Source organism: Bdellovibrionales bacterium (assembly GCA_016716765.1).
Lineage (GTDB): Bacteria > Bdellovibrionota > Bdellovibrionia > Bdellovibrionales > UBA1609 > JADJVA01.
This window is the reverse complement of record JADJVA010000005.1, coordinates 144,115-164,729: the sequence shown is the minus strand read 5'-3', so window position 1 is coordinate 164,729 and position 20,615 is coordinate 144,115. Positions and strand designations below refer to the sequence as shown.

At 44.2% G+C, this 20,615-nt stretch carries 20 protein-coding genes and 1 pseudogene; 14 read left to right on the top strand and 7 right to left on the bottom strand.

Annotated features, from left to right (window positions below; translation table 11 throughout):
• The first annotated feature begins 324 nt into the window (after positions 1-324).
• Entirely contained in the window at positions 325-990 is a 666-nt protein-coding gene (locus tag IPL83_03950; protein ID MBK9038309.1) for a Crp/Fnr family transcriptional regulator, read from the top strand.
• Here IPL83_03950 and IPL83_03945 read toward each other — a convergent pair.
• Positions 933-1,280 (bottom strand): hypothetical protein, encoded by a 348-nt coding sequence (locus IPL83_03945; GenBank protein MBK9038308.1) that lies wholly within the window; start codon positions 1,278-1,280, stop codon positions 933-935. The two genes, IPL83_03950 and IPL83_03945, sit on opposite strands and share 58 nt — an antisense overlap.
• Before the next feature lie 154 nt (positions 1,281-1,434).
• Between IPL83_03945 and IPL83_03940 the strand changes: the two genes are divergently transcribed.
• Positions 1,435-1,767: a hypothetical protein gene (locus IPL83_03940; GenBank protein ID MBK9038307.1), complete on the top strand. Its 333-nt coding sequence runs from the start codon at positions 1,435-1,437 to the stop codon at positions 1,765-1,767.
• Between the two features lie 277 nt (positions 1,768-2,044).
• Here IPL83_03940 and IPL83_03935 read toward each other — a convergent pair whose 3' ends face one another.
• The 3 genes from IPL83_03935 to IPL83_03925 form a co-directional block, all read right to left on the bottom strand.
• Positions 2,045-2,860, bottom strand: a complete 816-nt coding sequence (locus tag IPL83_03935; protein MBK9038306.1) for a hypothetical protein — start codon at positions 2,858-2,860, stop codon at positions 2,045-2,047.
• Positions 2,861-3,003: 143 nt separating this feature from the next.
• Positions 3,004-3,297: a hypothetical protein gene (locus tag IPL83_03930; GenBank protein MBK9038305.1), complete on the bottom strand. Its 294-nt coding sequence runs from the start codon at positions 3,295-3,297 to the stop codon at positions 3,004-3,006.
• Positions 3,298-3,359: 62 nt separating this feature from the next.
• On the bottom strand, positions 3,360-3,578 hold the full coding sequence (locus tag IPL83_03925) for a hypothetical protein (GenBank protein MBK9038304.1): 219 nt from the start codon (positions 3,576-3,578) through the stop codon (positions 3,360-3,362).
• Positions 3,579-3,748: 170 nt separating this feature from the next.
• On the opposite strand from IPL83_03925, the gene IPL83_03920 reads away from it, so the two are divergent.
• The 12 genes and pseudogenes from IPL83_03920 (at position 3,749) to IPL83_03865 (ending at position 17,772) form a co-directional block, all read left to right on the top strand.
• Positions 3,749-4,503, top strand: a protein-coding gene (locus IPL83_03920) for an IS5 family transposase (GenBank protein ID MBK9038303.1) whose coding sequence is annotated in 2 segments (ribosomal slippage) — positions 3,749-3,980 and positions 3,980-4,503 — 756 coding nt in all. Because the reading frame shifts where the segments join, the coding sequence is not laid out codon by codon here.
• A 585-nt stretch (positions 4,504-5,088) separates the two neighbouring features.
• Positions 5,089-6,369, top strand: a complete 1,281-nt coding sequence (locus IPL83_03915; GenBank protein ID MBK9038302.1) for an ISL3 family transposase — start codon at positions 5,089-5,091, stop codon at positions 6,367-6,369.
• 208 nt (positions 6,370-6,577) lie between these two features.
• A complete protein-coding gene (locus IPL83_03910; GenBank protein MBK9038301.1) occupies positions 6,578-6,793 on the top strand; it encodes a hypothetical protein in 216 nt (71 codons plus the stop codon).
• A 38-nt stretch (positions 6,794-6,831) separates the two neighbouring features.
• On the top strand, positions 6,832-8,046 hold the full coding sequence (locus IPL83_03905; protein MBK9038300.1) for a hypothetical protein: 1,215 nt from the start codon (positions 6,832-6,834) through the stop codon (positions 8,044-8,046).
• Complete coding sequence (locus IPL83_03900; protein MBK9038299.1) at positions 8,043-8,276, top strand: DUF4214 domain-containing protein; 234 nt, start codon at positions 8,043-8,045, stop codon at positions 8,274-8,276. Before IPL83_03905 ends, IPL83_03900 begins: the two co-directional genes overlap by 4 nt.
• Before the next feature lie 6 nt (positions 8,277-8,282).
• A pseudogene (locus IPL83_03895) lies at positions 8,283-8,498 on the top strand (DUF4214 domain-containing protein).
• A 425-nt stretch (positions 8,499-8,923) separates the two neighbouring features.
• Entirely contained in the window at positions 8,924-10,303 is a 1,380-nt protein-coding gene (locus tag IPL83_03890) for a hypothetical protein (GenBank protein ID MBK9038298.1), read from the top strand.
• 23 nt (positions 10,304-10,326) lie between these two features.
• Positions 10,327-10,668, top strand: a complete 342-nt coding sequence (locus IPL83_03885; GenBank protein ID MBK9038297.1) for a hypothetical protein — start codon at positions 10,327-10,329, stop codon at positions 10,666-10,668.
• A 17-nt stretch (positions 10,669-10,685) separates the two neighbouring features.
• Positions 10,686-13,823, top strand: a complete 3,138-nt coding sequence (locus IPL83_03880; GenBank protein ID MBK9038296.1) for a hypothetical protein — start codon at positions 10,686-10,688, stop codon at positions 13,821-13,823.
• Between the two features lie 9 nt (positions 13,824-13,832).
• Positions 13,833-15,050 carry an SUMF1/EgtB/PvdO family nonheme iron enzyme gene (locus IPL83_03875; GenBank protein ID MBK9038295.1) on the top strand — a complete coding sequence of 406 codons (1,218 nt, stop codon included), beginning with the start codon at positions 13,833-13,835 and terminating at the stop codon, positions 15,048-15,050.
• Complete coding sequence (locus tag IPL83_03870; GenBank protein ID MBK9038294.1) at positions 15,047-16,369, top strand: hypothetical protein; 1,323 nt, start codon at positions 15,047-15,049, stop codon at positions 16,367-16,369. Before IPL83_03875 ends, IPL83_03870 begins: the two co-directional genes overlap by 4 nt.
• Positions 16,366-17,772: a hypothetical protein gene (locus IPL83_03865; GenBank protein MBK9038293.1), complete on the top strand. Its 1,407-nt coding sequence runs from the start codon at positions 16,366-16,368 to the stop codon at positions 17,770-17,772. Before IPL83_03870 ends, IPL83_03865 begins: the two co-directional genes overlap by 4 nt.
• A 9-nt stretch (positions 17,773-17,781) precedes the next feature.
• Here IPL83_03865 and IPL83_03860 read toward each other — a convergent pair whose 3' ends face one another.
• Genes IPL83_03860 through IPL83_03850 form a run of 3 tightly spaced genes read right to left on the bottom strand, consistent with a single transcriptional unit; the run spans position 17,782 to position 20,611 of the window.
• On the bottom strand, positions 17,782-18,798 hold the full coding sequence (locus IPL83_03860) for a 2-hydroxyacid dehydrogenase (protein ID MBK9038292.1): 1,017 nt from the start codon (positions 18,796-18,798) through the stop codon (positions 17,782-17,784).
• A 13-nt stretch (positions 18,799-18,811) separates the two neighbouring features.
• Positions 18,812-19,771, bottom strand: coding sequence for an OmpA family protein (locus IPL83_03855; protein MBK9038291.1), 960 nt, complete (start codon positions 19,769-19,771; stop codon positions 18,812-18,814).
• A gap of 45 nt (positions 19,772-19,816) precedes the next feature.
• Complete coding sequence (locus tag IPL83_03850) at positions 19,817-20,611, bottom strand: MotA/TolQ/ExbB proton channel family protein (protein MBK9038290.1); 795 nt, start codon at positions 20,609-20,611, stop codon at positions 19,817-19,819.
• Positions 20,612-20,615: the final 4 nt, after the last annotated feature.

Below are 20,615 nucleotides of genomic sequence, written 5' to 3'. Positions count from 1 at the left end.
CCACATTATTGGCGTTCCCGAATTTGAGGAGGTCGTGCATCGCCAGGGCATGAACATCGTCGCTCTGGGCCCTAAGAAGATTCTGATGCCAGCTGGATGTCTCAAACTCAGGGAACTCTACAAGAGTCATAACATTAAAATTGCATCCGAGACTCCTATCAATGAATATATAAATGCCGCAGGGGGTATAGCATGCGCAACGGCAATTCTCTCCCGGCAGTTGCGATAGGAAGGCCTGAAGGATAACCTTATTGCATATTGAAAACTCGAGAGATTAAATCTACAACCGAAAATTGCAGAAACTGCCCAGTCTGGAAGCAGAGTTTGTTTTCATCTCTCAGCAACGAAGCCTTGGACGATCTCTCGCAGTCCAAGACCTCTGAAATCCATAAAAAAGGTGAGCACTTTTTTGAAAAAGGTGAAACAGCGGGTTACATCCATTGTTTGCAGAGTGGCAGCGCGAAAGTAAGCCTTTCTCCGGCCACGTCAAAAACACAAAGTATCGTGAGAATAGCCGGGCCAGGAGAAGTTCTTGGTTACAGATGCGTCTTTTCTTCCCCAACTTTTCGAGGAACAACAACAGCTCTCAGCGAATCTGTTTCCTGTCGGATCAGCACCAACACCATCATTAGACTTATCGAAATCGATTCAAAATTCTCCCTTGAAATTCTACGTAGAATGGGATTGGAGATCGCAAGAGCTGAACGGCATCTTCAGTCCTTTTGCCAGAAAAGTGTTCGAGAGCGCCTGGCTGAGGCCCTCCTGATCCTAAAGGATAAATTTGGCGAAGAAACTTCTCAAGGATGGCGAATCAGTATTCAAATGACAAGAACTGACCTCTCTAACTGGATAGGTGCCGCCAAGGAAACCATCATTCGGTGTCTCAAAGATTTTACTGATGAACGTTTGATCAAAAAGAAAAACCGGTCTCTTTACCTAAAAGACCTCTCGGCACTGACTGAAATCAGTGGCTCTCCGCCGGAGGGCTGACTGACGGAACTTAAACTGGCCTGCTTGATTGTTGTTCCAAACTCCAAGGAGTCCCTAGCTGAACCAAATCTCAGGAGTCCAGGATCTTCAAACATGCGTCCGGCAGCAGCGCTCCCTTTGTGAGCACTGCACCAAGCCGAACTCGATCCTGAACCCCTGAGATTTAGTTCAGCTAGCTCCCTATGTCTTTTGGACATAACAGAATCACCGAAGGCTTGCAGGCCAGCCGCTGTATTAATGTCGGATGGACGCCGAATCAAGAGACGGATCTCTGAACTTCCCACCGTCATTCGGAAGTTTCATTAGCAATGTTTCATCTAAGAGGGATCATATTGATCTCTATTTGGATTTTTACAATCACCAGATCATTTCACAGTGAAAGCTTCGAAAAGAAAGATCTAGATTTTTATACAGCGGCTGGCCCGCAAGCCTTCGGTGAATCTGTTGTATCCAAGACACACGGAGCTGGCTGAACTAAATGTTAGGAATTCAGGATCGAGTTCGGCTTGGTGCAGTGCTCACAAAGGGAGCGCTGCTGCCGGACGCATGTTTGAAGATCCTGGACTCCTGAGATTTGGTTCAGCTAGGGACTCCTTGGAGTTTGGAACAACAATCAAGCAGGCCAGTTTATACCGAGCTAATAAACGCCAGGTATCAGCCGATATTTCACTCGCTCACGATAAGCTCGATATTCCTCAAACTGCATCAAAAATCTTTCTTCGCAATAGGTTCGGGAAAGATATATGCCCGTCCAAAGTAGGTAGGCAAAAACATTGATCAGTGTGTAAGCCTCCGAGAATTTGAAACAAACAACACCAAAAAAACCAATTTTACAAAGAGTGGCTGGGTGACGAACAATGCTGTATAGTCCCCGAGTTTGAATGGCCTTATAGGATAAGTTTGAAGTTGAAAAATAAAGCGAGGTCCCCGCGCAAAGATAGCCAATCAAGAAAACCAGACCGATCAGGTCCGTTGTCACCTCAAACCACCTGCTCTCTACAACATGAAAGACTGCTGAATTGTAATCCATTAAGCTCGGAACAAAGGTCGATGTTCAAAAAGTAAAGGGCACATAACAGCTCAGGGTAATGATCCAATGGAGAGGATAGGAGTCCATCATCTTGAAACGCGTCTTGGTAAAGTTCGATTCCCAGAAATATCCAATTGACGCATTGTTGGCGTCAATGGCCCACACCAGAGTTGTCAGAAAAGAGATGATAACGGCGTAATCCCAGGAATTTTCAATGAGAGCGTTCGCGGTTTTTTCCTGGGCATAGATGAGTTGCCCCAACATGACCGGTAGAAAGTGCAGTCGCAATAAGCTTGAGATAAGTAGACTTCGGTAGGATCTGTGGTGAAGGAACCTTCTCAAGGAGTTCCGAAACCGACCTCGACCCAGCTGACGAAAAAAACTGAGCGTTCTCAAATACGGATCAGAAAAAACATTTCTAAAAGAATAGCGATATTTTTCGGATAAAATAAAATAGGGAAGGCCCGCAATCAAATGGCATTTAAGATAAAACTCAAAGAATGGGACCACGCTCTGAAAATTCTGTACATAAAAGGAATGATTCCGATAAAGAAGGATTGGCGCATAGGAAATGGCCGACCAGAAAATATACTTTCCCAAAATTTTAAGGGGCTGCTCGAGCCATTTCCTATTCTGATAGGTCGCATTGTCTCTTAAGATGGCAATAAAACTGTAAATTCCGATCAGAAAAAAAACTGAGATGAAATAATAGTCTGTCGCAGGAAGAGAGCTAAAGACAAAAATGCTATCGCTAATGAAAAATGTCAGTGCAACGCACAAGAACCCAACCCAAGGATCAATCATTGTCTTCCACCCGCCCGTGCCCGCTATTGTATGCATCCAGAGCACCAGAAGCCAGTATTACCACTTTTAAGCCTGGTCTAAAGTTTGGAAAGACAAAGGCCACGTGATCAAAATACAAAGCCCTGCCGTGGCGTAGGGATTTTTAGTAGGTCAATGTGCAGGAGTCCCCCATAACGTGCTTATTTTTTCCAACGCCAACCCCCATCTGTGAGGAGTACCGCATAATTTTTGCCATAATAATCTGAGTTTAAAACACCATTGGGCCAAAATATACTGGGAGGAGAGGGGTTGGTCAATCCTGGCAAAATAAATTGAGCCCCAAGTTCTGCCCCAATTTCCCAGACGTCGTAAAGGTAACTGCTTGTCTCCAAGCCCTCTTCAATCGCCTGCAATTTTAAAAAAATTTTTGATAGATTTATCCTCGCCGACGCTTTCCCTCCTAACTCTTCGCCAAAGCAATTTATATGAAACACTTGCGTAGGAAGTTCCTCAAAGGATCGGTTATCAGGAGAAAAAATTAACTCGTTATCCCCTTCTAGTTTCGGGCTGTGATCCTGCAATAATTGGTGTCAAGAATTTCACCGATTTGATACACTTCATCAAGCAATTTCACATTGTTTGAGTCAAAAATGCCCTTTCCGCGAAAACGCACGGTAATGGCACTTGCGTCACTTGAATGAGTGGTCTTTTCCTCATAATCGTCCGGAAAAAAATAGGATTCTATCGTCAAGACCCCATCTAGAGATAACGTCATTGCCCCTCTATTGGTATATGAATAAAGAGTTTCGTTTTGCAAATCTACTGCTTTAATTGAAAATTCTCGAGAAAAACTAGGGCGTGTCTGGATTTTGGCTGAGCGCGTTTAGTCGTTGAAATTTCTGGCGATCGTTGGAAAATCTTTGTGTGAAAGCACGGAGGTTTTTTATGGCTCGAAGGGTTTTAACGGACGAGATTTGGTTCCAGTTGCTGGCTGTGATGGAGTCAAAGGGATGCTACGACTCGAAAAATGCCCGCGAGGTGATGGAAGCCATCATCTGGAAACTACGCGTGGGAGGTCCTTGGCGAGATATTCCGAAAGAATTTTGCCCTTGGCAAACCGCCTTTGACCGGTTTAACCGCTGGGCCAAGAAAGGCCTTTGGACAAATTTTTTTTCTGCATACGAGGCGAAATTGATACGGAGTGGGTATTCGCCGACGGAAGCTACGTCCGCGCTCACCAGCATGCAAGTGGAGCTCGGGCTGGGGAAGAGCGAGCCATTGGACAATCTCGCGGAGGACCTACAACCAAGATCCACATGGTCTGTGATGCGCATGGAAACCCGATCGATTTTGAAATCACTGGGGGTGGAACTCATGACTCTCAAGCAGCCCCCAAAATTATTCGTAAAGTCGGCAAGGCCGAAAACTTCATCGCCGACAAAGGCTACGACTCGGAAAGCATCCGCGAAGAAGCGCGCGGCCAGGGAATGAATCCGGTCATTCCGAGAAGATCCAATAGCAAAAAGCCCAATCCTGAGTTCGATTCTTTTCTCTATAAAATGCGCCACTTGGTCGAGAATCTTTTTGCTCGCCTGAAGCATTTTCGGAGTATTGCGACTCGATTCGAGAAACTTGCACGCAATTTCAAAGCACTCGTTTATCTTGCCTGCTCGATCGTTTGGCTCAGGATCGGCAAATGACTTCGGTGCGCTCAGCCAAAATCAAGACACGCCCTAGAATTCGGCGAATCGAACTCTCCCTGCTGGCTTGGAACTTGACTACTAGAATCGGTAAACTTCTGATCAGAACAATTTTGAAATAAAAATGCTACAATTGCAGCACTTAACAAAAACCCCATGATTTTGGCAAAATTTAAAAAAACAAATTTTATTCTATACGCTTGCATTGAATTATCCCCCGTATCAATACGACTTAATTAGAACTATATCTGACTCGCTTGCAATCTGAGTGCCGTAAAAATTCTTCTAATGCAGTCAGGTCATTCAAATAGTTAGAAGAAAAATCTGTCTCACTCAGTGAGTGTCTCATGGGTTCTTTCCCAGTAACGCCGGAGGTTAGGACCAAAGTAAAGAATTAAAAACCAATAATTTTTGGAGCGACTGCGCGGAGAAGGTCGGTTGTTCCTGTCCTGGCCAGGAGCCGCTTGTAACCCTCGAAAACTTTCGTTTTCGAGGGTCCAAGAAGAAAGAGAAATCTCGCATCCAAGCTGTGCTGATGGTTTAATTTTGTTGTGAAACCAAAAACTTCAACCACGGAGCAACAGCATGGATGCGCAACCTTCAATATACATTCCCCAAGTTTTTCGATCTTTTCAAGGATTTATTGTCAGAGACATAAAAGAGTGGACCAAAGATCAACGGTTGGAGATTCATTTAGAGAAGGTTAAGGACAAGGAGCATTTCTGTTGTAAATGCGGGTGCCAGTTGGGCCGGCAAGATGGTCGTTATTGGGTGACAGCACAGCATATGAGGATTATGAGTTGGTCCGTGACGGTCAGTTTTTGGCGGGAAAAACGGCACTGTTCAAGTTGTAAAAAGATCCGTTCTGAAGCCATTGATTTTATCTCAGATACGACGCCCCATGTGACAAAGGATTTAGCGTTTTGGATCAATCGGCTCAGCGAGATCACGTCAGTTCTACAAGTTTCAATTCTAGAAAGTCTTGATAAGAAAACTTGCTACAAGGTAGACAAGCATTTGCTGATGAGATTTTTACAGGGCTATAAGATACCAAACGTCACGCAGATCTCAGTTGATGAGGTCTATGCGAGAGGCCGCAAGCAGCTTGAAGTGGGCGAGACAAGGGATGATTTGTTTTTGACGATTATAGTGGACATAAAAACCCATAAGGTTGTTTGGGTTTCCCAAAGTCGAAGACGGGAGGCCCTTGATCAGTTTTTTGTTTTGCTTGGAAAAGAACAGTGCTCAAAAATTGAGGTGGTGGCAACGGATCAGCACGAGGGATACGGGGCAAGCGTCAGAGAGCATTGTCCGAACGCAACCCTTGTGTGGGATCGCTTTCACTTGGTTCAAAAGTTCAATGAGGCTCTCAATGAGGATCGAAAAGTCGAGCTCCAGAACGTGGACACGGAGGGCCAGATGGGTGATTTGATGAATGGGAAATACCGCTATATCTTTCTCACGAAGTCGAAGAACCGCACCTCGAAGGATCAGTTGCATATTGATGAGGTGATGAAGCGCAATGAAAAGATGGCCAAGATGGAGCTCATCAAAGAGAGGTTCCATCAGTTTTTCGACTGCAATTCAAAAGAAGAAGCCGAGATTTTAATAGCGGAAATCTACCAGTGGTCACAAGACTGCAACGCCGGGAATATTTTCAAGTGGATCAAAGATATCCGGGAAAAGCAGACGTTTTGGAACTATTTCAAGTTCAAGGTCACCACGGGCCTCTCAGAGGGGATTAACCGAGCCATTAAGGGGGTTAAATGGCAAGCCTATGGGTACAAGGATATGGCCTATTTTGCCCTCAAAATCATGCAGAAGTGTGGCTACCTCAATAGCCGTTTTATCTGGGCCTCCGTTTAAAAAGGGAAAGAAGGTGTCTCATGTAAAAAAGGTGATCATCTGTATCGATTATGATGTCCCAAGGGCTCTGCAAACATCTTAACAGGTTTCTGGCTGGCAATGTTCTTGCTCCATATTCGTCAAAAGAACATCTGTTCAGATTTGAACATCTTTCGGAGGTCTCTCAGTCGTTGCCATTGGTGTGATGACCTTTCAGAATTGTGGCAAGATGAAAGCAATTGATTTATCCTCTCAGGGAAACCCGAGCGGAATGCCACGAGGAAGTGACGGCTTTTTTAGTGATTTAGTGGATGTGGAACGCTTAAGTTTTCCCGGAAATCCCAACTTTAGTTTGCCTGCAGTGAGTGCCAACGGCCATAGCTTTGGGATGGTCGAGTTTTTATTGGCACTTCCATCGTTCGATCTAGGGTTCCCTCATCTTTAAGTTCTCTCAGTCCCATCAAAGAAGTGGCAGTCGGAGCTTTGTATTCCGGAGAAAGTCTTCAGTTTTCTGGATTTACTCTGGTTATGCAGGGAGACGGAAATTTAGTTCTCTATCAGGACGGCCAGGGAGGAGGTGCTAAATGGGCAACGGGTACAAACGGAAAATGCACGAGATGTTTAGCTGCTTTTCAAGGAGACGGAAATCTTGTAATTTATGAAACCGATCTGAAAGGTTCTCCATTGAAGGATGTTTTCAGCTCCCGCACGGGGGGGACGCCCGGTGCGAGATTTTTCTTCTATTCTGCTCACCCCTATTTTGCAATTATGAATGAAAGTGGTAAGGCCGTCTATTGGGGTGGCAGTGAGTCAACGTCCGGTTGGGCAGCAAAAATTTTTCGCCCAGAGTCGTTAAGCAAGTCTATTCCAAAGGACGATGGCGAGGTAGCTGCCAAAATGCAGGAGGCGTTTTCACCTCCTTACGAATGGGCCGTTGCAGGCAACAGTCTCAGCAATCCAAATGCATTTGAGGACAAAGAGATCCTGCCAACCTCGGATCTCAATGCCTTGGCTCTCATGCCGAATTCGAACTACACGGAAAACCCCTTTCGATCTGACGAGTCTGGGAGTTCAGTCGATAATGGTCCTTATTTGACCTACAAAGCGTTTATTATTTCTCAAAATGATCCACAAAAAAGTGGCAACTACCGCTTGGGGCTGACTGACTTAACTATTGTTGTGAAGAATCCCTACTCAGAATCAGCGAGCATTCATCGTATGATGACAAATCGACGGTTTTATGATCTTTATCTTGAAATGTCAGAAGGTCTCAATCAAGGTGGCGACTATGATCTCGGAGTGACTCCAGATGTTTCGGGTAAGTTCTTTGTTCCAAATCTGAATAGCGGAGTCAAGTACGCGGAGGAGCATTTTTCTGATTGCACGAATCGAATTTGTCCTCAAAATGATTTTCAGAATCCGTCGGTTCCATTGTTTTCAGGAAAGGCCATCTATTTCAAAGGCGACGGGCTCATTACGATTAACAACCCCTCCGTCACCGGATTTGAACTTCTAAAAGACGCCGAAGATCTGACGATTTCTTTGGCTGTACGTCCAATAAAAAATCTTAACAATGGCGCGGAGAGCAGCAACGATTATAGATATCTTATTGATAAAACAAACTCATTTAATATTATCCTAGAAGAAACTCGACAAATCCAAACATCCATTTTTTTAAGAAACCCGACAACACTGTGATCCAGATTCGCTCTGAAGCTATCGGACCAATTTTACCGCCGCCAGCCGCTACACCTGTCAGAATTCAGTTTTTTTCAATTTTGACTTCGGAAATTTCAAAAACTCTTTCAAACAGTGATTTCGTGGAGAATTTATATCGGGGGTTACTCGGACGAGAGTCAGATAAGGGTGGTTTGGACTTTCACAAAGGAAAGCTCGATCGCAAAACTCAATCAAGGGAAGACTTGTGACTCGAATTTGTCAAATCTAATGAATTCGTAACAAATGTTTTCAAAAAGGAGAATCGTGCATGGGTTAAACACGTTTATCGCTCAATTCTAAGAAGAGACGCCGATCCACGAGGTGAAAATGCCTATACGAATGTTCTTGATTTAGGTCACATGACCCGATCTCAAGTAATTTCTGAACTTTTGAAATCCGCTGAGTATAATAATCTAAAAAATAAAGACTGAGGATACTTTAACTCCCCCCAAGGCGTATTGCGTTTCAGGCAAAATAGCTGGCTTTCTTCGGCAGCCCGCACGCCTACCAGTATCCAAACCAAAGGCCGGACTGGAAACCGCAAATTGAGTCACCTTGTTAATATTTCAGTCAGGCTCAAAAAAAACCTCTTTTCATATAATTACTCGATCCCTCGACTTGTATTTCCTATAGAGGACCGCTCATCTGAGATTCTGCTGAGAATCAGTTCTGAATAGAAGCACCCATCTCGCTTATAAAAAGTAACTTTTTGCCTTGCTGATGAGACTCCAACCTTCTGAAATGACGCCCCTATTTTCCCGTCTCCCCCAGATCCTCGACGAATAAGACAAATAACAGGAGTACCTTGGTACAGTCCTTGCTGAGTCTACTGTAACGCTATAACAGAGGTTTCCTCATGCTTAATCCTTACCGGTTCTTCGCTATATTTTGTTGCTTTGCGGTTGGCACGGGCGCCCTTGCAACCCCTAGACAAATCGTCGATGTGCGCCCCTTCCTGCGCGGCGAAATCAATTCACAACAAAGATCTGAAAAGTTAACTGAAATGGGAGAGAAGTTACTGATCTCCTATTCCTTTATGTACGCAGACAGAATTTTTGATTTGGCGCTGTCATTTGATCAAAAAAACCGAAAGGCACAGTTTTACAAGCACCTTGTCTCTGTTTACACCCCCTTTAAAGGATTCTTTGCTCGGATTAAGCCGATTATCGATACCTACAAAGGAACTAATAACTACGGCACAATCCAATCTGAAATAGAGCGATTTGGAAAGGGCAATCTGTTTCGCTATTTGACTGAAAATCCTGACGCCCTCCCTCTCGTCAAAAACGAATTGGGTTTTCAAAGAATTGCTGAGGCCCACCAGCAATCACTTCTGGAAGTCAGACGATTTCTCGCCAATAATATGGATCTAAAATTTTCCATGGCGATCCCGTCGCTTGTTGCAGAAGTCGATGATAATCCTTTTCAAGGCAAATTGCTTGATGGCACCAGTGCGCTTTGGCGTCTATGCGATGTAAAGGTTTTGGGAGAGAATATCTATCAATTGGACGAGTGCCCTCTTCTAGAGGTAAAATCAGTCCAAGTAGATCGAGTGGACCTAGAAATTTTGCGCATTCTGATTACCAATCAACTATTAAAAACGGTGCTGACCACCTCCTACCAACTCAATGGATACTTTAACATAAACCAACGTCGGCATCGGCTGGATAAAGTAATGTCAGATCAGGAATATGTTCGATATTTTAACTCCATTCCTGAGTTCGGAATATTAAAATCAAGCCAAAAATTACATTTAATCAAAGAATTGGGAGTGGACCTTTATTCAGCATTGTCATGGTTAACTTCGAATACAAGGCATTCCTGCCCTGATGGCGGATTTACGCAAAACCGGGCGGTGAGGCCGAATCAATATTTTGGCATGGGTATCTTTTGTATTGATGGGAGCCAAACGGTTCAGTCAATTGATCGGCCAAATATTACCGAGATCTCTATGAGTGAACTCTTATCCAGCTCCTGGAAAATTCTCAATGGTGGCTCTTTTTACGTGGGAGGACAAAACGAAACCGGACAAATTGTCACGACAAAAGCCCAACTCATACCATTTTTAAAAAATCCCCCTTCAAACATCAAATCGCTCCTACCAATCAATTTCAATGCCTGTGGCAACGGCATGAAGGTAGACGAGGAGGCTTGGAACATACTACTTCCAGATCGCAAAACGACAGATTTTCTCTCTGAAATAGGAAGGCTTGGTTTAAAATGCGACGCCAATTAAAAATGATATTTGGAATTTTCCTCATGGCATTTTCAATTCAAGCCAGAGGTGCGACTGAATTTATAAATGGAGCAAAGTTCATCAGGTGCAACAAGGCCAATCAGTGCATCGAGTTGTCTTCGGATCAAATGCAAAGAACCTCAATGTTTCCGATTCTCGCGTTTGGCATGAGTCAGTTAAAAATATACGAAATGAAGGAAGGTACGAAATCTTCCAATTTGATTCGCACTTGGAAAGCGAACGAAGGCTATATTGATTTATCGCTCAACAGAATTGTTTTGCGCCAATTGCAGCAAGTAAATGATCGTCAAGAACAATTGGAATTGATCTATTTTATTGATTCAGGAAAGACCCTTTTGCTTTAGATTTCGATGGAGTTAAAATGAAAAGACACTCGTGTTTCAATTTTTATTTCGCTGTTGTTTTTATTTTTGTGCTCTTAACTGAGGATCACATTCACGCACTTGAGCTCTCATCTGATCAAAAGTTGAACATAGAAATGACGGCCGCTTATCTCAATTCGCTCTCGGCAGGACAAACAAGAAATAGAAACGGCCAAGGTCTATCGATTGAAAATTCTGTCATCAGTAAAGGAATTGATCGGATGAAATTCCTCGGACTAAAAGTCGTCGTCGACACTTCAAACATCGCTCCAGAAGTTTCTGTGTTAGGCGAAGATTTGAATTCCCACGTAGAAGAGCTTTATATCCAGGAATTTCTTCGTGCTCGCCCAAAAGGAATGCCCTGGCTGCCTCTGAGCTGGACAACAATGGGTCGATCCGATGTTGAGAGCAGCTTTCGAACAAACAGCAGAAATCTTGAGTTGATTCTGGCAAAAATGTACAAACAATCTCCGGTTCATCAAGACTATTTACTCAGAGGATACCTCTTTACCGGCCTTGTCCCTCACGGCAATAGCAACGATCTTATCAATAGATTGCGTATCGGAGCTCTTGAACTCGCAGATCTTGATCCTACATTTTTTGATACCAGGGCCGAAATACATCAGGACCCGAGTTATGGGACGACGACAAAGGTACGCAATTACCTAGCGAAGGTGACTAACCCTGAATTCAAACGAAGAGGGGAGCAAGTCTTAGCAGATCTATTGACCCTTTTTGGCGATGCGGGAGTCAATGAGTTTTTGACTACTTACGATTTAGAATCCAACACAGCATCTGCGGAATTCAGACGCCTGTCAACCACACTTAGATCAATAAGTGAACTCAAAGAAGTCCTTCGAACTGCCACCAGTCCAGCCACAGTTGAAGGAATCGTTGAAAGAACTTTGAATATACTTGATGGATTGAGCCGGCAGTCTATCCATAACGCAGAACAGATTCACTCCATTGGTGAAAAGACAGGAAACAACCAGACCGATTTTGCCGATTGTGCAATTGATCGGACGATCAATTGCATCTACGAATTCTTCGACCTTTCTCGACTTCTCCAAAGGGAAATATTCAGTCTGGGATTTTTGCTTCAACAGCAGATTTCAAAACATGGGATACCCTTCACTGTCGTGCAAACTGTCCGCCTACTGAAATCCTACTTCTCTGCAAACGTCTCATTAGGGCTCTCTTCGCCAGAGGCTATCGCCGAATTTGAAGAATCTATCGCTCAATTGATGGCTTCCACCAAAATCCAGACGAGTCAGTTCAATATTGCAGTCTCCATTATTGAAAGCGAAACACGAAGTGCCCAGCAAAGAATTAGGGATATCTTCAATCCCTTGATCGAAAAATACACCCAATTTGTCGAAAAATCAGAAGCTGAACTCGTCGTTGATGAGATCCTAAGATCGAGTACGATTCAACCAATGGAAAATATTCTTCTTAATTTGAGTTCGAAGATTGCCCAGTCCTCAGGAATCCGATTTACACTTAATAAGGAAAATTTAAGCGTGCCATTTAGAATCCTAAACCAAGGAATCTCCAAAGGTGTCGTTTATTATCCATCAGAATCTGAGCTCGACGATCCTGATTTTTATTGGAATCCAAATGGTATCTACTTGCTTCGAAAGACTTCAGCACAAATTCATAAGGTGGCTGGCATCATCATCTCGCATTCAGGTTCACTCATTTCACATGTGCAGTTGATCACATCAAATTTGGGAATTCCCAACGTTTACATGCCATTTTCGACTTTAGAAAAAATCGCACGTGAGGTCAATGGAAAACAGATTCTGTTATTTACTTTAGAAAATGGCGAAGCGTCTATCAAGAATCTCGATATTGTCAATACAACAGAAACCGAGGTCTACCATAAGTACAATCAAGTGAAATTTCAGGAGAAAATTAAACTACAATTGCCCACTATGGAAGTCTTTCACCCCGTCACCCTAGATGCGCTTCGCTATGACGACAAGATTGCTGGTGGAAAAGCCAAAGGACAGGGTGAGTTGGCGCAACTATTTACCAATACGGTGCCGCGCGGAATCGTACTTCCGTTTAGCGTCTATTGGCATCATATCAACCGTAAATACCTGGACCCAAAAACCAAAAAAGAGTACAGCCTCTACGATTATATCAAGGCCTTACTTGCTGACAGCAGACTAAAGGGTGATTCAAAGGAAGCCAGCGAATTTCGCCGAGATGTCTTTTTGAAGATTCGCCGAGCCATCAGCCGAATCAAGCTCGCTCCTGAACTCGAATCCTACATCATCACCAAGTTCACCACTCGAGCCCCTAAGGGCCAGGTCGATTTTTATGAACGTGGTGTTTTTGTTCGCAGCGATACGAATGCGGAAGATCTTGCGACCTTTGTTGGCGCGGGTCTCAACGACACTGTTCCAAACGTGCAAGCAATCAACCCAGGACAGCGAGTTTCTCAGGAAGATTTGCACTTACAGCATGCCTACAATGTAATGGAGGCGATTAAATCCGTTTGGGCGTCTCCATTCACAGAGAAGGCCTATTCCTGGCGCAAAGAACTCATTGAAAATCCCTGGGATGTCGTCCCCTCTGTTCTCATCCAAGTGGGAATAAATTCTGAAAAGGCCGGAGTTATGATCGTGGGCGATCCTCAGTCCACAGACTTCGGTGACTTGATTTACATCGCGGCCAATGAAGGAATAGGCGTCACCACGGTCAATGGAGAGAAATCACCCGAGGTTGTCACAGTTTCTCGTACTACCGGGAGAGTTCAAACAGCCCGAACAACAAATGCAAAAGAGAAGTGGGCGCTTAAGGCCTGGCCCCACTCTGGTCTTATGAAGGTTTCTGCCGGAGTTATCAAACCTATTATTACTGAAGATGTCGCCAGACAACTCGCCAAAATGGGTGATGGGATACAAAAGCAAATGGCTTCAAAGTATGGTTACAAAAATATGAAATGGGATCTTGAGTTCTGTGTCTTAGGAAACAAAGCCTTTCTCGTTCAAGTGCGACCTTTCATGGGCAACCAAGTCTTTCGAAACCTCGCTTTGCTAAAAACATTGGAATCTAAAGATGAGACTCGCCGGGCGGAGAATGACCGATCCATTTCCGCAAACGACATAGTCGTCGAGTTAAACCAATAGGGACATTTTATGATTATTTTAAATTATACATTTATCTTGTTTTTTATTTGCGTCGAATTCGGCACCTCCTTTGATATTGCCAAGGCTGCGGAATCGACCACGAAAGTTCCGAGCGGATCCAATTATGTCTTTAATTCAATACTTGTCGATCCGACAGCAACGGATGATCCTGCGGGGTATGAAGTACGCCCTTTTTATATTTCAATCTTTGAGGCGAGTTGTCGAGATAAACGAGCTGTTCTAGGCGAAGGCACCTCTTGCTTTAACCAGTACCCTCCGGAGTTGGCCTCTTTCATTTCAAGCGACTGGAAATCCTTTCCTGATGAAAAAGTGGATCTGGATTACCCAGCCTATTTTGGAGTTGAGAATAGGAAACCATTGGAGGCTATTGAATTTTGTAGATTGCAGGGCGGACGCTTACCGACCCCAATAGAGTGGACCCTCGCGGCATTGAACATCCATGAAAATAAAAATGCCACTCACTATTCTGATCGCCTCTTTGACTTCCGAGGAGTTCCAACCAGCAATATTGGCGGAAGGGTCAATAGGCCCTCCAATGACGATAATTATAAATATTTTATTCCTGCGCCCGCTGTTGTCACTGATTTTAAAGCACTTGGGATAGATATCAGTGGCACTGTCGGAATGACGGGCAACTTTCCTGAATTAGCCATCAACCCAGAGGCAACTCAAAACCAAAACTCCAGCTCTCCCATGTTTTCTTGTGGGTTTTCCTACGACGCAGACCACGCCCAAATAACTCAGGCACTTCAAATAGGGGGACTTTGCCAAGATGCCTGGGGAAGACCCCAGGGTGTGCGTTGCGTATTTGATTATTCTTCAGAAGAGACGATCCAGGTTTTTGATACCACAAAGGTCAAGGGACATCTTCGGGACTATATCGAAAAAAGGCAATCACGATTGAAAGAGAAAATTTTAAAGGGGGAAAATAATGGTTCGGTCGTTGGATTTTTTCCCGGACTTTTTGTTGATCTGAGAGGCAGCTCACAGCCCCAGAAACTCGAACTGCCACGACTTTCTCATTCTCCAGAACTGGCCTCCGAATTCGTAAAGAAAGTACTCAATTATCAGCACTCATCTCCAACTCCGTCCCAACAAACACAGGACGATGCTGAAGCATTCACCATCAAATCTGATGGCTCTTCTTCGGACACAATCGTGCCTCCAAGAGAGCGGCTCATAGAGCCGCCGGGATACAGAAAATGAGAGAATTGTCTTTTTTATTTCTCATTTCCTCCGCTTTCTGCGCAACTGGTGCAACGGCGCAAGAATCCGCCATCGCCTACTCTCTAGGATCCGGTACAGCAGACAGCTCTATCCAAATCAAGGCAGAAATGTCGAAACAGTCTTTGATGCCTCATCAAGAGATAATCTATCTGCGGGAGGCGATTGAAAGAGCGCGGACTGTAATAGGTCACTCCCCTGGAGTGTACGTGTTCTCTACCTCTAAAAAACTTAAGCCTCATGAGATCGACTTTCTCAATCGTTTGAGCAATCAGAGTATCCACTATCAGATTGTGGTGCCAGAAGCTCAATCCGTCGCTATATCAACCGGCAATGGTGATTTTCGCTCGGATCTCCAAACCTTGCCATCAGCAGATTCAAAACTGGAGGACTTAAAAGTGAGGCTTGCTGCCCAGGTAGCGAGTGAGGCAAAAGTACCGACGGGGCTGGAGTCTTGGTGGAAATCAGTTTATTCCCGTCCCACCAAGGGAGAGCTATACCAAGGTGTGACTCTCGCCGCTTCGAACGGACTGATTGCCGGAAGCATCTGGCTTTCCCTTGATGGAGTGAGCCCTTGGGTCGCTTCAGCCATGACGGCTGGAATTACCTTTTATGAGTTAATTTTTGCGACCCATATTCGGACTTATGATAATATTGTAGGGCGTTTTCGCAATACTCAGACACGCCATCAATTTAATTTTGAAGATCGCCACTCATGGAACGAAATTGCAATTCGCTTTGCACACTCCACATTTATGTCTTATGTCTGGAGAGCTCTGGGCGGAGCAGTCGGCTCCGCCCATTCTCTTCTCACTCTACAAGGAAATATAGAAGTCTTAGTCAATGGAATAGCGAAATTTCCAGGTTATTGGCTCGGAGCTGCAAAAAGTCACAATTTGAGTAGAAAAGCCTCGGCATGGGTGGGCTTCCCATTATTTTTGTTAGGACCAGTGTTGTCCAAACTCGATCTATTTGGAGTGAAAATGCTGGATCTCGTTCACTTTGACCCCATAGCCATAGGCAATGTTGTCATTTATCAACCGAGCCTCCCAATTATTGGACTAGCCGTTCTCTATGGAGGCACAGCCGCGCTCATTCACTGGGGTCCCAATCAGGCATTTGAGTCCTTTGCAAATCGAATGAATAACCTATCTGCCAGAGGTGAAGCCGCGCTGAAATCAGTGGTGGGGATGTTTCATTTTAGAAGCCCTCTGACCTCATGGACTGGTCGCCTTGTTAAAAGCTGCAAATCTCTCCTTTTAAATCAATCTATCCCTGCTGGAATGAAGGAAAATATATGAATAAGATATCCATCCTCCTTGTCGTCGGAATGGCCCTTGCATTTGATGCATCCGCGAAACGCCAGATGATGTCAACCAACGAAGGTATTGTTTTGATTGAGGGCAATTCCATAAAGTTCGGTGTCCTCGGCAAAATTCTTCACGCAAACTCGCCGTCCTCGACTGAGCCCCAATTCAAGCGGTCCTCAGAGTTATTAAATAATCCCTCTGTGAAGGAAGAGACGATCATAAGTGCCCTGGATCGAATTTCCGAATTCCATCCCATTCTAGCAAAAAAATTGATGGATGAATTTCAGAAGGAGAACTACCCTATTAAATATATCGAACTTTATGACGATCCATTGCCCCTCCCAGAAGAATTGAAAGCCTCGAAAGCAAGTCGCTTGTTTATGTGGAGCGATATTACAAATTCCTACCTCGTCGATAATCACCTCTACGTTCGCCTGTCTAGCCTGGAGCAGGCAAAAGTATCACTGTATATTTTTCTTGAACAGCTTGGCTTTATGACTTCAACTGAACGTCTCGAAGCCTTTGTTGATTTCGTTTACTCATCAAAAGCGAGAACAATGGACAAAATCTCCTCTGTGGCCATCGCCGAAGAGGCTCTTAACCTAAGACTGGGCGAACTTCCTTCCGATATAAACGAGGCTTTAAACAAAAACTGGCTAAAAGCTGATCGATCAATCCACATCGACTCAAAAACTGAGTGTTTAATTGCCGCTGACTTAAGCAAAGACAAACAAATCGAAGGAGAAAAAGACAGATTTATTTCACTTCTTGACCAACAGGGGAATCAGAAAGCACTTGTGATCCCCGCTTATGAGCTTGCCTATGTTTACCCTCTCGCGGAGGCCATCGGAACTTTATCCTCCGCCCACCAGTACCAAAATTTGTATGGCAAAGGTCTCGAGGGAACCGTTGAAAAAGCAAAAAATCGAACAGATAGAATCTGTTTCAAAAGAGTCCCCTCACCTAAAAGAAAAGAGTTTGTAAAATTAGAAGCTCTTGTTTTTGATTTTTCCGGACAAATTGATGAACTCCCTCAGGCTCTAGATAATTCGATTGCGCAATACACAAATTATCGAAACAAGCTGGCCGCGAATTCTCTTCTTTCTGAATACGGGCAAACCAACAAAGAATATCTCAAATCTGAAAACCCGGATGAGCGAGAAAAATTGGGCGAATTTCTCAATGGTCTTAATATACAAATATTAGGTGTTGAATCCGGCCTTGCAGGATCAATATTGAACATTGATTCTAGCAGAATCAAAAAGGCTTTCGAATCAAAAGGCAATAGATTTAACTATAAGATAGTCATATCATTTGCAAACAAAAGTGGACCTACACTTGAGCTAAAGGACTCTCCAGCTGAAGAGAGGAAGACGCAATTGCCCCATCCCTAACCCTTGCCGCTACTTTATAACATGACTCTCAAGGCTAACTTCGTTGAAGAGCTCCCCTCCCGCCTCAAAGTCACTGATATTTTGAAGAGTTGTCTGCGCAATATTGGCAAGGGCCTCTTCTGTTAAAAAAGCTTGGTGGGAGGTTAGAAGTGCATTGGGAAAGGTCAACAAACGGGCCAGTTGATCATCTTGAAGAATCTGATCCGACAGGTTCTTAAAAAAGACTCCTTCTTCTTCCTCATAAACGTCAAGACCCGCATAGCCAATGTGTCCAGATTTTAAAAACTGAACCAGCGCTGGAGTGTCAACCAATGCGCCACGACTCGTATTGATGACCATCACGCCCTGCTTCATCAAAGAAAAAGATTTTTCATTCAAAACATGCCGTGTCTTTGGAGTCAATGGAACATGCAAGGAAATGATATCAGACCTTTTCAAGACCTCATCAAGATCCAAATACTGAACACCCATTTCTAGAAGATCAGCATTTTTGTTCTGATCATAGGCAAGCACTTCGCAACCAAATCCACTCATGATCTTTGCCATCACCGAACCAATACGGCCCGTACCAATGATACCAACAGACTTCTTATACATATCAAATCCAACCAATCCTTCGAGCGAAAAATTGCCCTCTCTCACTCGATTGTAGGCCCGATGAATTTTTCTGTTGAGAGACAAAATCAGCGCCACAGCATGCTCAGCAACCGCATATGGCGAATATTCTGGCACCCGCACGACCCGAAGACCAAAATCGCGAGCTGCCTCAAGGTCAACGTGATTGAATCCAGCCGATCTCAAGGCAATCAATCGAGTCCCCCCTTTTGAAACCGCCTGGAGAGTTCCTCTGTTCAAACGATCATTCACAAAGGCACAGACACAAGGATAACCTGCTGCCAGAGTCGCGGAGGTCTCAGTCAAACGCGCTTCAAAATAGGTTAGGTCATGTTTCTCTCTGAGTCTTTCATTTTCTGCCATAAAACTGGACTTTTCAAATCCGTGACAATCAAAGAAAGCAATTTTCATGAATTAACGCCTTTCAAAAGATACATTTGAGATCTTCGCTCTGCATCTCTCTGTTAAAAAAATCTTGAGCGAGCGCCGCTCTCGAAAGCAGTACCGCATTGAACCTCATTTGAAAACCCTCAAATGCGAGGCTTGAAATTTCTGGAATACCAAGGACGTATTTACTTCCCAGGCATATTGATCGAGGGGCCGGCGGGCGGGGATTTGACGACTTCTGGATTTTTTCGTTACTCTTCTTCATGATAGGGGAAGGCTGCTTGGTCACTCCTGGAGAAACAACCTTGATCACCACACGACGGTTTTTTTCTTGATTTTTTGCAATAGGCTCCCCCGCACTATTTCGATTCACGTAGGCCGGCCTCGACTCCCCATAGCCCATTGCCACAAGTAAGTGAGAAGGATAATGACTCGCCTCGAATTCTTTTACGACTGTGGCCGCTCTTGCAGCACTCAACTCCCAGTTGGATGGATACACGACCGTCTTAATTGGGGAATCATCGGTGTGTCCAGCAACCATGATTTCAGCGCCTTGAACATTGGTCCTGACAATATCGACCAGAACCTTCATTGAGTGCTTTGCGTTATCAAGCATGGTGGCTCTTCCTTGTGGAAAGAGCAAAGCGCTCCGAAATGTTATTTCCAAGCCATCCTCCGGCTGAGTGACTTCTATTTGGCCCAAGCCAGGGATGTCCTTTATTTTTTCGGCTAATTTCTTAATCTCATCTGCGACTTCATTATCAGGTGGAACATAACTTCCTGCAAAACTCTTTGAAATGCCCTCTTTCATCTCTTCCTTAGAGGATTGATCGGCTTTAGCAAAGACATACAAGAGAACAAAAAAACCAAACAAAAGTGTCATCAAATCCGAATAGGAAATCAACCAAATCTCATCTCCTTCGGATTCGCCCTCATGACTGAGGCCTTCAAAATCATCCTCTTCAAAACTATTCTTTTCCAATATCAACACCTTCAAAATAGATTCATCTCACCTAAAAATTCCAATTGTCACTCATTATGGCTAGGCTGATCGACTCACCGCCTTCCAATCCACCCGTTCCTGCGGCAATAGAAATGAATTCAACTGCTCCGCAAACAGAATCCGATTTTTCTTCTCAAGAATGAGCTTAATTCCTTCCACAATAATTCGATTTTTAAGATGAATCTCACGGGCGCCATCGGCCAGATTTTCACCTATGGGCAGTATGATCAAGTTGGCAACGGCTATTCCGTAAAGAGTGGCAACCAGGGCAACAGACATGGCGGGACCCACATTTTCTTCAGCTCCCGGCTTCCCAAGTGTCTGCAACAGAGCAATCATTCCTAACACCGCACCCATCAATCCCATAGCGGGTGGAAACTTGCCAATGGCCTTAAACTTCCTTGCGTCCTCCGAATATCGAATGAAAATGGTTCTGGCCCTCAAACTGAGCAGGTGATAAATTTCATCTGGGCTCAAGAAATCCTCAATCAATACATCAATTGACTCCCTCAAAAAGGGATCACTGAGTCGTGCCCGAAGCCCCTGCAATTCGGCTGGATTTTTACGGTACACTTCTGAAACTCTGATTAAATCCTGAATGACAACAGAGTAGGCGATTTTTTTTCCACGAATTACCCGGAGATAAAATACCTTTAACATGAGAAATATTCGATCCATTTGAAACGAAATCGCAGTTACCGCAACGGTCCCACCCAATACGATAAGAGCGGCATGGGGATCCAAAAAACTTCGACTATTATCTGTCGAGGTAGCAACGCCAACCACGAAAACAAGGGCCGCAAGCGTAAAGGATAATATCGAATAAATATTCATGACA

Coding starts and splice junctions, on each gene's coding strand:
- IPL83_03870 (MBK9038294.1), top strand. CDS start 15,047: ATGAGAGAATTGTCTTTTTTATTTCTCATTTCCTCCGCTTTCTGCGCA.
- IPL83_03915 (MBK9038302.1), top strand. CDS start 5,089: ATGGATGCGCAACCTTCAATATACATTCCCCAAGTTTTTCGATCTTTT.
- IPL83_03890 (MBK9038298.1), top strand. CDS start 8,924: ATGCTTAATCCTTACCGGTTCTTCGCTATATTTTGTTGCTTTGCGGTT.
- IPL83_03860 (MBK9038292.1), bottom strand. CDS start 18,798: ATGAAAATTGCTTTCTTTGATTGTCACGGATTTGAAAAGTCCAGTTTT.
- IPL83_03875 (MBK9038295.1), top strand. CDS start 13,833: ATGATTATTTTAAATTATACATTTATCTTGTTTTTTATTTGCGTCGAA.
- IPL83_03865 (MBK9038293.1), top strand. CDS start 16,366: ATGAATAAGATATCCATCCTCCTTGTCGTCGGAATGGCCCTTGCATTT.
- IPL83_03880 (MBK9038296.1), top strand. CDS start 10,686: ATGAAAAGACACTCGTGTTTCAATTTTTATTTCGCTGTTGTTTTTATT.
- IPL83_03885 (MBK9038297.1), top strand. CDS start 10,327: ATGGCATTTTCAATTCAAGCCAGAGGTGCGACTGAATTTATAAATGGA.
- IPL83_03925 (MBK9038304.1), bottom strand. CDS start 3,578: ATGACGTTATCTCTAGATGGGGTCTTGACGATAGAATCCTATTTTTTT.
- IPL83_03935 (MBK9038306.1), bottom strand. CDS start 2,860: ATGCATACAATAGCGGGCACGGGCGGGTGGAAGACAATGATTGATCCT.
- IPL83_03850 (MBK9038290.1), bottom strand. CDS start 20,611: ATGAATATTTATTCGATATTATCCTTTACGCTTGCGGCCCTTGTTTTC.
- IPL83_03910 (MBK9038301.1), top strand. CDS start 6,578: ATGAAAGCAATTGATTTATCCTCTCAGGGAAACCCGAGCGGAATGCCA.
- IPL83_03945 (MBK9038308.1), bottom strand. CDS start 1,280: ATGACGGTGGGAAGTTCAGAGATCCGTCTCTTGATTCGGCGTCCATCC.